Genomic DNA, 12,965 nt, shown 5'->3' with positions numbered 1-12,965 from the left:
GTCGAGGTAAAGAAAGGTAAAAACTTTAACTACTTAAGACTTTGATTGTATTTCATCCTACAACGGGGAATAGCAAGATAACTGTAATTAGTCGGCAGTATAGTTAATTTCCAAATCGCGATTTTACGAGTAAGATAAACACGTAAGCCGCAATGTAAGCGCTTATAACAAAAAAACATCACTGGGGGTCAATCCATGTTTAAATTAGTAAAGCGCAATGGAATGATTATAATGTTGGGCGTATGTGTGATGGCATTAACAGCTTGTGGAAGTGGGGATAAAGCAACATCAGAAACCGCGGGAACAACAGCACCAGCCACCGGTAAGAAACAAACATTAATTGTATACGCACAGGATGATCAGAATGTGTTCGGCGATGAAACGAAAGCTAATCAGCTGTTCGGTGATTTCAAAAAAGAAAATAATGTCGATCTGCAAATCGTCTCGATTAAATCCAGTGACTTTTTACAGAAGTTTACGATTTCAGCTCAAGGCAATGAATCCATAGATGTGTTATTTACAAACGGACAATTCATTCGTAATTTCTACTCTAAAGGCTTAATAGCTGATATAACGAATGATATTACAGCACCGGCAGACCGCTTTAACCAAAGCGCTTTAGATACTTATACTTACGGTGGAAAGCTCTACGCATTGCCTTGGAGCGGCGCTACAACAAGCGCTATGTATTACAATAAAGCTCTTTTCGAGAAATATAATTTGAAGGTACCAACTACCTTTGAAGAGCTTACAGCCGTTTCGAAGGTCTTTAATGAGAATGGGATTGCACCTATTTCTTTTGGCGGTGGAGATAAATTCATGTATCCAATGTGGTACTTTGAAACCTTGGCCCAGACCTCGGGGAATGATTCCGTTAATCGGACCTTTGCAGCCTTACAGGGTAAAGCAAAGTTTACAGATCCTGATTTTGTTGAAGCCATGGAAGATCTCGGGAAATTCGGAAAAGATAAAATCCTTCAAGATGGTGTGAACGGAACTAATATGGATGCCGCGCGTGCTTTGTTTATTGCTGAGAAAGCAGCTATGTTCTACGGTGGAAGCTGGGAATTGGATGGCTTCAGCAAAGCTCTAGCCGATAAGCTTGACGTAGCTTTGTTCCCTACAGTTAAAGCAGGAGCTAAGGTTCAAATGACCGGTGCAGGTGGAGATGGTGTTGCTTTGTATGCCAAGGTTGCACCAGAGAAAAGAGATTTAGCGGTGAAATTAATAGAGTATTTTACATCCGATGCTGTTCATCAGAAGTATGTAGACATTAGCGGAATGGCGCTCCCAGCCAATAAAAATGTACCTACTAAGGGCAGTGATGTTGTAGCTAAGCTTAAGGATGAACATATTCCAGTGACCGTAACGTTCTTAGATTGGTATTGGCCGAAGGAAATTACCGAAGAATTCCAAGCCCAAATTCAAGCGGTTGTAGGTCAGATACTACCAGCGAATGAGGCCATGGCTAAAATTCAAGCGGTATATGATAAGTTGAAAGCGGGCGGCTATGATTTCGATAGCACTAAGTAAGTCTGTCTAGTCATTAATAAGCAGATGGAGTGGGGATGCGAGTGCTGCATCCTCCCCTTCTCTTTAAGATAGGAGGTACCTGGATTGACTCGCAAATTAAGAAATACATGGACGGCCTATCTTTTATTGTTTCCTGCACTGCTGTTGTTTCTTGTTTTTGTCTTAATTCCTTTTGCCTATGAATTCTGGATTTCCTTGCACCATTGGGATGGCTTTGGTGAGATGAAATACATTGGTATTGATAATTATGTAGCTTTGTTAAAGGACGAACAGTTTTATCTAGCATTAAAGCATAACCTGCTCTATGCACTGGGAACCGTCTTCGGTAAGGTAGTACTCGCTCTTCTTATTGCTCTTCTACTGAATGGAGCCTTTCGTGGGGTTGTATTTTTCAGGACGGTATTCTTCATGCCTGCCGTCATGTCGTTCGTAGCAATAGGAATACTCTGGCAGTGGATTTATAATCCAAGCTTTGGAATGCTGGATGCAATTCTTGTCCAGTTAGGCATTATCAAAACGCCCATCCAATGGCTGGGTCAAACGAGTACCGCTTTACTTTCTTTAATCTTTGTCGATATTTGGCGCTGGACGGGCTATCACATGGTGTTATTCTTAGCTGGAATACAGAGTATTCAGAAGAATCTCTATGAAGCCGCTGAGGTTGACGGTGCTTCTGCTATGCAGAAGCTATTCCATATTACGCTGCCACAATTAAAAACAATCGCTTTATTAAACATAGTAATTTCGGCTATGGGAGCCTTTAATGTGTTTGATATTATCTACGTAATGACCGATGGTGGTCCTTACAATTCGACAAATGTGCTTCTGACGTATATGTATAAACAAACCTTCGGAGCTTCGAATAATGTCGGCTATGGAACGACTATTGCATTCGCTCTGTTCCTCATTATTCTAGCTATTACGTTTGTACAGCTTAGAGTATCGGAAAGAGATCAGCGTGCTTAAGAGAGGTGAATCGTATTGAAAGCAAAGCCTTTATATGTGATGTTACGAATACTTTTATTGTCCGTATTCTCGCTTACTATATTGTATCCACTTCTCTGGATGCTTGGAGTTTCACTGAAGGATCAAAAGGATATGTTCGCAAGACCATGGAGCATTGTTCCACAGGAGTTTCTATGGACTAACTTCTCTAAAGCTTGGACAGTGGGAAAGATTGGTCAATCTATGGGGAACACCGCATTCGTAACGGTGGTTACCTTACTGTTCATTGTCGTTTTCTGTTATCTTGCCTCCTATGCTTTAGCAAGAATTGAATTTAGAGGCCGAAAGCTAATCTTAACGCTGTTTATCTCGACTATGCTGCTACCGATTCAAATCATTCTTATCCCACTGTATCGGATTCAGAAATCTCTCCATTTGATTGATTCTTTGTGGGGTTTAATTTTACCGTATATCGCTATAGGGTTGCCGATTTCTATTTTCTTAATGACGGCCTTTTTACGATCGGTTCCTTTTGAACTGGAGGAAAGTGCAAGCATAGACGGGGCTAACCGACTTCAATTGATTTATAAAATTATGCTTCCGCTCTCGAGACCCGGTCTAGCAACCGTAGTTATTTTACAGTTTATGACCATTTGGAATGAGTTTCCGCTGGCTTTAATTGTGATTAATAATCCAGAGTTACGGACAATCACTTTAGCCTTAAGTAATTTCAAAGGCTTGTGGGGCATGATGGATTTCAATAAATTGTTCGCTGCACTCGTCATTACAACATTACCTGTTATCGCCATGTTTATTATTTTTCAGAGGCAATTCATCAGCGGGCTTACCTCTGGAGCGCTTAAGGGGTAGTCAATGTGTTTTCTATTTTCTATTATGAAGTGAGAGGTTGAGCATAAGTGAATTATCGACTCGAGAATGACTATATAGCTGTAGAATTTGACCCAGAGACAGGTGCATTGGTTGGGTTATTGAATAAACAGAACGACTGGCAGGTCATCCGCCAGCCCAAGCTAGCTATGGGGATTCGCTTAACCGTACCTATGCCAGAGCATCGAAACAACCGTGTATTAAGCGAACGACAGTCACTTTCCTCTTATGGGCAGCTTGGATCGAATAAAGTTAAGCTGAAGTGGGATCAGGTTGAAGGCGATAAATCAGGCGTACTCGCTATTAAAGTTGAATTAACGGTTAGCTTGGAAGCGGATCAGGTCCATTTCGAGCTGGAGATAGATAACCAATCACCCTTTATTGTTGAAGAAGCGTGGGCCCCCTGTCTTGGTGGACTCCGGGAACAAAAGGGTGAGGCTCACCTAAGCTCGATGTCAATGACTATGTGCGGTGGTTTCCGCGAGGTTTCGCATGGCCCGAGTTTTCCTAACCAATTAGGTTATTGGGGGACAGACCATCCAAGCTTTCTCATGACCTATCCAGAAAGCAGTGTGTTGACGCCATTTATTCTAATGACTAATGGTGTGAATGGGATTTATCTAGGTCAGCATGATCAAGCTCAGAATATCGTTAATTTTCTCCACGAATTAAAGCCAGGATACGGGGATAGTAAGCATGGCCGCGTTATGGAGGAAGATGAAATCGATGGAATTCCTGCTGGATATGTAGTGAGCGCGATTCGCTTGCCGTTTATTCAACCGGGGGAAAGCATGACACTGGCTCCAATGGTCATTCGTTTGTACGAAGGTACCTGGCATGAAGGCTTAAAGACTTACATGGATTGGCGTAAAACCTGGCATGTGCACGAGCCGCTTCCCGCATGGGCTGAAGAAATTGATTGCTGGATGACCTTGCATATTAATTCTCCCGAGGGCTGCTGTCAGAATTCCTATCTAGAGCTAGTGGACATTGCTAGAGAGGCGAAGGAACGCGGTGTTGGTGCGATTCAGCTGATTGGTTGGGCACGTGGCGGCCAGGATGGAGATGAACCCTTCCAGGATATTAATCCGCAATTGGGAACATGGGAGGATCTGCAATCCGCTATTCAACAGATAGAGCAGCTGGGTGTGCGTATTTACTTGATGTGTAAGTTCAAATGGGCAGATCGTACAACACCCGAATACAAGGCCGAGATAGAACAACATACGATGAAAGACATGTACGGAGATCCTGTTTATTTTCAGGGCTATGCTTATCAAACCATAACTCAACAGTTGGGCGGTGGAAGCCGTCGGACAGGGGCCATGCTATGCCATCTATCAAGCGATTATCGTAAATTGGCACTAAGAGAATTACAGAAGCTATTGGACCTCGGCTCAAGCGGGCTGCTCTATGACGAGCTTACTAGTGACGAACGGCTGCTTTGCTTTGACCCCACTCATAACCATCGCTATGGAGAGAATAACGTCAAAGGTTCAACCTTGCTTGCGGAGGAAATTCATAAGGCAGCTAAAGCACACAATCCAGAGTTTCTTCTGGCAGGGGAAGGCAGCAATGATCATTTAACACAATATTACCCGATCAATTATGTGAGAAGTACGGACAAGTGGGCGGGCTGGGAGATTAACCATCGAGCAGCATGGAAATTCATGGATCCAGCAATGAAAATAGCGACTTGCCTGACAGGCTGGGATGATCGTGAAATGGTTAATCAGTGCATGGCCTATGGCTATATTATTAATTATGAGCCTTATCATTTCAAAGGCCGCTTAACGGATTATCCGCGTACCGTTGAATATGGCCAACAAGCGCAGCAGCTGAGAAACCGATTAAAAGAGTACATTTGGCACGGAACCTTTCAAGATACAATGGGGGCGACTGTAGCAGGAGCGAATCCTCAACAGGAACTGGTATATAGTGTTTTCATTAATTCTGCGAATGGTAAAAGAGCGGTTGTATTGGCTAATCAGAGCTTGGAGGTTCTAGAGGCTCAGGTTACGTTAGCGAATAGTGAAGCAAGCTTTCAATTATATAGAGTAGGGCAGGATGAGTCGGAAAGCAGTGAAGGTTACGCTGTCGTCCAGCCTAGATCGCTGATTGTTCTAATAGAAGCCTAGATGGATATAAGGAGACTGAGCCGAGATGACGAATAAAGATAAAATTCGGGCAACATTGGAACAAGGGCAGGGTATTTTTCGGCTTAAGCCGGTATTCGTACCTAGACGATTTGCACAAGCGGGTAAACGGCTACGGCTGCATCCCGATGATTATTATGCATTAGGCACCGAAAGAGGCTCCATTAAAGAGAGATGGTTTTCTTCGGTTATTCCAGCGATGAATGGTCCACTTGCACCAGCAGATGAAGGAATGAGTTATGTAGCGGTTAATCCAGATGCTAGCGACAAATTCCTGCTTAAAGATGCGATTGAAGCCTTAGGCGCGGAGATTATTGGCGAAGAGCTATATGAGAAATACGGGACCTGGCCGATGTACTCCAAATTTTTCGATTTCGAAACGCCACTTTTTCACCATTTGCACTTGGATGATGCGGCTGCTGCCTTAGTGGGACGTATGGGTAAACCAGAAGCTTACTATTTTCCACCGCAATTAAATAACCATCCTGGTCAGTTTCCCGTTACGTACTTTGGTTATGATCCTGATGTAACGATGGAGGAGGTTAAGGCTCGTCTGCTCGATTATGAAGCAGGAGACAATCGCATTACAGAGCTTTCCCGCGCCTATCGGATTGAATTGGGTACAGGCTGGTATACTCCTCCGGGAGTGGTGCATGCTCCAGGCTCTTATTTAACCTATGAGCCCCAATGGAATAGTGATGTGAACTCGGTTCATGAGAATATTGTCTCGGGCGAGGTTTATCCTTATGAGTTCTTAACGGAGAATTGCCCAGATGATCAAAAACGGGATATCGATTATATTCTTAGCCTAATGGACTGGGAGAAAAACGTTGATCCTCATTATAAGAAACATTATTTCCGCCCACCTCTTACTTGTGAGCATTCAGATGAGCGGCATATAGAGAAGTGGATTACGTATGGCAATGAATATTTTGGAGCTAAGGAATTAACCATTCTTCCGGGGCAAACTGTTGTCGTTAAAGATCCTGTTGCTTATGGAACTATTTTGGTTCAAGGTCATGGTAAGTTTGGTGTGCATGATACAGAGGCAGCAGGTACTTTACGTTTTGGACAAATGAGTGGAGATGAGTTCTTCGTTAGTGAGCAAGCCGCACAAGCGGGAATTACCATAACAAACGACAGTCTATGGGAGCCTTTAGTATTCTTGAAGCATTTTGGACCTAACTACCCAGCCATGCCCTAACCATATATCCCTAACGGAGGCTAATCTTGATGCAAAATTATGAACAGAAGAATCAGAAAATTAAATCAGCTTTCTTGGAATTAAAAAAGAATCATCCGGCGCGGTTGCAGAATGAGCTGAACTTCTCATGGAGCAACTGGGGCTTTGGGATGGAGTCGCTAACCGAAACAGCCAAGAGATTACAAAGTGCGGATATCCGATTTATTGAGCTGCACGGTAATCATTATGGAACTTCTCTTGGTTATAATGCCAAGGAAACTCTAGATATTTTAGGTGCGCATAACATACAAGTAGCTGGAGTTTGTGGAATGTTCTCGCCGGATAACGATCTTTCTAGTAATCGGGCGGTTCACCAGCAGGCTGCATTGGATTATTTGAAAAGAGAGATTGAATTTACTGCCGCTGTTGGTGGTTCGTATATCCTAGTTGTACCTGGAGCCGTCGGTAGGAATAAGCCCTACGACAGCATGGAGTTTGACCGCAGTGTCGATAACCTGAGGTTGGTCGCCGATTTATTCATCGAGCATAATATTAAAGCAGCGATAGAGCCTGTGCGTGCAGCGGAGGTAAGCTTCATTCATTCAATAGCTGACGCTCAACAATATATTCAGGCGGTTAATCACAAAGGAGTGCAACATATTAACGCCGATGTGTATCACATGCAGGTAGAAGAGGTACATATTGCCGAAGCATTACTTGCTGCAGGAGAGCAGTTGCTCAACCTTCACATGGCAGATAGCAACCGTGGGGCACTCGGGGATGGATCGCTAGATTTGGATACTATTATTATGGCGCTCTATCTACTAGGCTTCAATCAACCGGGTAAATATATTACGCCTGAACCGCTTGGGCCTGGTGGAGATCCTTATCCTGCAATGTATGGCAAGCCGGAGCGGCAGTTTCTTAATCATCTAGTTATGCAATCAGCTACTTATTTCCGTGAAAGAACAAAGGCCGTGTTGGCCCTTTAACTCATTAATGTCTAGAAGGCTAGTATCCTAATAAAGATGTTAAGGAGTGCCAATGAAAAAAACAGGGATTCTTAATCAAAATATATCTGAGGTTATTGCGAGTATAGGGCATTACCATAAGCTAGTTATCTGTGATGCGGGGTTTCCCATTCCACCTCATGTGAAGCGGATTGATCTTTCTCTCGTTCCGGGCTTGCCTGCCTTCATGGATGTGCTCCGAACGGTATTAATTGAGCTTTGCATTGAGGAAGTGATTATTGCTGAAGAAACGGAACAGCAATCACCTCATAGGCTGGAGGAAATGAAAAGCGTGCTTCTCGGAGTTAATCCTAGCTTTGTTCCACACACTGAGTTCAAAGAATTGTCCAAATCAGCCATAGCATGTATCCGAAGTGGTGAAGTAACCCCCTATTCGAATATTATCTTGGTTTCTGGAGTCAATTATTAGATGACACTACGCTAATAAGCGAACCATTCAAAGCAGGTCAATAAGAGCCATGGAGTGTGTTAGTAGCACTCTCCATGGTTTTTTCAAAATTTGTAAGCGTAGACTAACTTGTTCAAGTAAAATGGTTTTTAGTATGTACACCATGGGAGGGATCTATATGGCCAATCTAAGCTTTACGGAGTTCAAACAATCTATTTTTTATTTAAAAAAACCTCCAATTCTTATCGGATGCGGACGAATCGAGAATGAGCCCCATCTCTATTTTCCAGTACATAAACATGATAATTATAGCGAGATCATTTTTATCACCGAGGGTGAAGGGGAATTCATTGTCAACAATCAGCGTTACCATGTGCAAAAGGGAGATATCGCTATATTCAACAAGGGAGTTATTCATGAGGAATTCTCTAATCCGTCCAACCCCCTGCACACTTATTACTGCATGATTGGTAACATTAGCATTGATGGATTTAAGGAAGGTGACTTAATTCCCAGAACAATATCCCCCATTCTATCCCAGAACGAATATTCATATAAAGTTGAATATTTTCTTTCTGAGATTATTAACGAGTGTCAAAATAAAGCCATCGGCTATCAAACGGTTTGTCATAATCAACTGACTTCTTTAATTATTATGCTTCTAAGAATGCTTAACCAGTTCCATCACCTGCACACTCTCAATAAAACCTATTCCATTGGACAGATCATCATAGACTATATTAACGAGAACTATATGAAGGAAGTAACCCTTAAGGAAATAGCGAAAACCTTTCACTTAAGCCAGCACTATATCTCACATTTGTTTAAGAATGAAACCGGTGACTCCCCCATCAATTATTTAATTACCCGCCGCATTGATGAAGCTAAGAAGCTGCTTCTCTCCACGAATAAAACCATTTCCGAGATATCGAAATTAGTGGGGTATAAAAATCCGAATTATTTTAACGAAATTTTCAGAAAAACCAATCACATCTCCCCAAGCGTCTATCGAAAATCCGTCAAACAAAGCATCATTAAATTCGAAAGATTCGATTAAATAATAGCAGGATAGTTAAGTTAATTGAACAGCTTAGCGGATTATCATACCTAAGTGCCAATGGTATGATAATCTTGTGTTCAATTGTAAGCGCTATCTAATTGACTGGGAGGGGTATATATGTTTTCTAAATCTCAAATGGTGAAAAGAAGATTTATGAAGCTGTGTTCTGTAAGTTTTTTGGCCGCTTGTTTGCTCGTAGAATCTTCCCTAATCGTTATTAAACCGGACGTGGCAAGCGCAGCAGGAGCCGCAACGACGATGGCTGCTCTTGGTGACGTTCATTATTATGATGCTCAGGATGGGTTGCGAAGCTTCGGTGATACCTGGAGCGCGTCCATGACCTCCGATGGTACGGTAATAGGTCAACATGATGATGGCACAGGGATTTCCGATGGGGATTATGGTGAGGTGGGCCATGCGAATTCGAAATTGATTCGATTTCAAGGGGTACCGGAAGACCAATCATCGTTCAGGGTAACGGATTACGCTAATGGAGAAATCACTACCAATCGATCGGATGATGGCGCATCTGGCAGTAGCGCATATCACACCACTTCATATGAGGTTGATGGCGTGCTATATATCTGGGGTACCAGTAGCCCCAATGGAACCGATGTCTTCCATAATCCTGTTTTGAAAAAATCAACGGATCGTGGGCAAACGTGGACAAGCAGTACAAATACAAGTGCAATACTTGGATCGACTTTTGGCTGGCCTAGCTTCTATCAATATGGAAAGGGGGGAGCTGCGCCGGCAGTCGATCAGGCAGACCTCTATGTATATATGCTGTCTCCTTCCAATAACTCTTCCGATGCAAGTAACCCGTATAAGCTATATTATCGGGATGACTATTATTTATTAAGGGTATTGCGTACAGACCTTCCTCTACTGGATGCCACCAAATATCAATATTACAAAGGTGGAATTGGAGGGGATGGCTCGCTTGCTTCTAACTGGACAACCAATATTGCGGAAATTACACCGATGTATTCACAAACCGGGGTGATTGGTTTTGGTTGGGTTGTCTACAATGAGAATCTGGGCAGATATATTTTGACCAACATGTTATCGTGGCAAAATACACCTTCTCCTTTCTGGGTATATGAAGCACCGCACCCTTGGGGCCCATGGACCAAAATACTGGATCATCAGGTTGATACGGCAACCACACCTGGACTTACCCATTTTGCATTAACCAATGCTTACATGCAGAACAGCGGGAAAAAAATGTGGGCCTTTGCGGCAACAGACTATCAATCTTCCCCGTATGAGTTTCATTATTTGCCCGTGTATCTCACCAATCAGACAAAGACTACACTTCAAGCGGAGAATGCGACTTTGTTGGGAAGCACCTCAATAGGTAGCTCCAAAGACGGATATACCGGTTCAGGTTATGTCACCGGCTTCGGTACTGCGGGGAACGGAGTCAGATTTAACGTCAATACCAGTCAGGCTGGGTATTATATCGTTAATTTCAGGTATGCGAATACAAGCGCTACGGAGGGAACGGTCAGCGTATATGTGAACGGAAGCAGACAGACTAGAGTTGGGGCTACGTATACGGAACAGTATTGGAGTAAATGGACAGAAGACGCTAGAGTCTACTATCTGAATGCAGGCAGTAATACGTTTGATATTAAACTTGCTGCCAGCGATTCCTCACCCTCTCTATATGTTGACAGCTTAAGCTATGCTTTTCTACAGTCGGACGACCCCGATACCGCAGGAACCTATTATCAGGCTGAGAACGCAACCTTGTCCGGAGGAGCGACTACAGGTGACAATCAGATTATTAACTATAAGGGAGACGGATACGCCAAAGTAAGGACGGCTGGATCAGCTGCGCAATTCAATGTAAACGTACCTTTGACAAAGGAATATAAGCTGTATATTCGATATTCTTATGGTTCCGGGGAACATTCCACATTACCAAATATCGCACTAAATGTGAATGCCAGCAAAGTTAAGAACATCCGTTTGGGCACGACTATGTCCAAGAAGCTGGAGACTAAGGTAGAAACAATTACTTTGCTCGCCGGCTCGAACACCATACAGCTTAGCGCAGATTCCGATAGTGGAAATGACTTGTTCGTGGACTACATTAAGGTTGTAGATCCGACCAACATTCCTGCCCCCCCAGAGATGTGGACACCGGTAGATGACAGCGCTACTGGAGGACCAACCTATTCAGGCAATTGGATCAGTAAGAAAGATAGCGGGTACTGGAGACAAAACCTTCACCATTCGTTTACAGGCGGAGATTACATGCAATATACGTTTACGGGAACAGGTGTAAGATGGATAGGGGCTACCGGCAACAATCATGGAAAAGCAGATGTTTATATCGACGGGGTTCTAGATCAAACCGTAGATACCTACTCTTATGACACCAAGACGCAGCAGGTACTATATACAAAAACAGGTCTAAACAACTTAGCACATACGATTAAAATTCAACTCCGCAGCGATAAGAATGCATCTTCAAGCGGCTATTTTACAGATATCGATGCATTAACCTACACAACTTCTCCCGTGGTATTCACAGATGATGCCGATCCTGCCATTACGTATTCAGGCAGTTGGATCTCTGTTGCCTCACCGGGATATCTGAATACGAATGTGCATTATGCTTCCGCACCAGGAAGCTACATTCAGTACACGTTCAAAGGAACAGACATTCAATGGATAGGTGGAACCAACAACGATCATGGAAAAGCGGATGTTTATATTGACGGCATCTTGGATCAAACCGTGGATACGTATTCCGATGGGTGGGTCAAGCAAAAGGTTCTTTATGCCAAGAAAGGATTAAGCAGCGGAACACATACGATTAAGATTCAAGTCCGTAGCGATAAGAACGTAGCTTCAAGCGGCTATATTACCGATATCGATTCATTCGCCTATACAGCTTTACCGAAACAATACGTAGATAATAGCCAATCCGGCATCCTTTATTCAGGTAGCTGGGTGGCCAATTATTCACCGGGCTATGTAAATACAACCGTAAATTATTCTGCCTCATCCGGCAGCTACGCCCAGTACTCATTTACTGGAATCGGAATTCAATGGATAGGTGGAACCAACACGGATCATGGGAAAGCGGATGTCTATATTGACGGTATTTTGGATCAAACCGTGGATACGTATTCCACTACATGGAACAGGCAGAAGGTGCTCTACAGTAAAAGCGGATTGAGCAACGGAACACATACGATAAAAATTCAAGTCCGCAGTGACAAGAATCCATCATCCAGTGGCTTTTATACAGATGTAGATGCTTTTATAGTGTCATAACATAGAGCTAGTAAGAGCTGTCTGTGTAGAGGCCGCTGTAAAAGCCCGTTTAATAGAAAAGGTGCGTTCCTTCAACTTAGTTGAGGAGAATGTGCCTTTTCTTTGTGCTATAAAGCGTGGAAGCTGGATTCGGCCAGCAGGTTAGCCGCCGCCCGAGTATGACTGTCTCCCGCATCCAAGAAGGGAGTTGTGTCGAGGCTAACGAATTGTATAGCGCTTATTAGCGGCAAAATGACTACTAATTTGTTCTAACGAACTGCAGTGGTCTTATTGCGTCATATTGAGGAGAAAGGGTGCTACTTTGCTGGATATAAGGTGTGTGGAGTTCGTTACAAAATAAAACCATTAGATTTTGAGCAAATAAGAGCTCCTGAGTCCGTTAGCCATCTGTTCTGTTTGGGAAGAGATAAGCTTCACGTTATCCAAGTTTGTCATTTTACAGTCATTAGGCTAAGTTACACTGATATCTAACAGAAAAGGGGTGCAG

General features: G+C 43.2%; 9 protein-coding genes. All 9 read left to right on the top strand.

Going from position 1 to position 12,965, the window contains the following annotated elements; translation table 11 throughout:
- Positions 1-195: 195 nt before the first annotated feature.
- Entirely contained in the window at positions 196-1,533 is a 1,338-nt protein-coding gene (locus tag KCTCHS21_RS29985; RefSeq protein ID WP_130616146.1) for an ABC transporter substrate-binding protein, read from the top strand.
- A gap of 84 nt (positions 1,534-1,617) precedes the next feature.
- A complete protein-coding gene (locus KCTCHS21_RS29980; protein ID WP_130616145.1) occupies positions 1,618-2,499 on the top strand; it encodes a carbohydrate ABC transporter permease in 882 nt (293 codons plus the stop codon).
- 39 nt (positions 2,500-2,538) lie between these two features.
- Positions 2,539-3,348, top strand: coding sequence for a carbohydrate ABC transporter permease (locus tag KCTCHS21_RS29975; protein ID WP_130616144.1), 810 nt, complete (start codon positions 2,539-2,541; stop codon positions 3,346-3,348).
- 47 nt (positions 3,349-3,395) lie between these two features.
- Positions 3,396-5,504 (top strand): DUF6259 domain-containing protein, encoded by a 2,109-nt coding sequence (locus KCTCHS21_RS29970; RefSeq protein ID WP_130616143.1) that lies wholly within the window; start codon positions 3,396-3,398, stop codon positions 5,502-5,504.
- Positions 5,505-5,529: 25 nt separating this feature from the next.
- Entirely contained in the window at positions 5,530-6,726 is a 1,197-nt protein-coding gene (locus KCTCHS21_RS29965; protein WP_130616142.1) for a hypothetical protein, read from the top strand.
- A 29-nt stretch (positions 6,727-6,755) separates the two neighbouring features.
- The gene (locus KCTCHS21_RS29960; RefSeq protein WP_130616141.1) at positions 6,756-7,697 is read left to right on the top strand and encodes a sugar phosphate isomerase/epimerase family protein; all 942 of its coding nucleotides are present in this window, start codon (positions 6,756-6,758) and stop codon (positions 7,695-7,697) included.
- Positions 7,698-7,749: 52 nt separating this feature from the next.
- Positions 7,750-8,145: a D-ribose pyranase gene (gene rbsD, locus KCTCHS21_RS29955; protein ID WP_130616140.1), complete on the top strand. Its 396-nt coding sequence runs from the start codon at positions 7,750-7,752 to the stop codon at positions 8,143-8,145.
- 157 nt (positions 8,146-8,302) lie between these two features.
- Positions 8,303-9,181: an AraC family transcriptional regulator gene (locus tag KCTCHS21_RS29950; RefSeq protein ID WP_162309408.1), complete on the top strand. Its 879-nt coding sequence runs from the start codon at positions 8,303-8,305 to the stop codon at positions 9,179-9,181.
- Positions 9,182-9,301: 120 nt separating this feature from the next.
- Positions 9,302-12,478, top strand: coding sequence for a CBM35 domain-containing protein (locus KCTCHS21_RS29945; RefSeq protein ID WP_130616138.1), 3,177 nt, complete (start codon positions 9,302-9,304; stop codon positions 12,476-12,478).
- The last annotated feature ends 487 nt before the right edge of the window (positions 12,479-12,965 follow it).

Source organism: Cohnella abietis (assembly GCF_004295585.1).
GTDB lineage: Bacteria > Bacillota > Bacilli > Paenibacillales > Paenibacillaceae > Cohnella > Cohnella abietis.
This window is presented reverse-complemented; position numbering and strand designations above follow the sequence as displayed.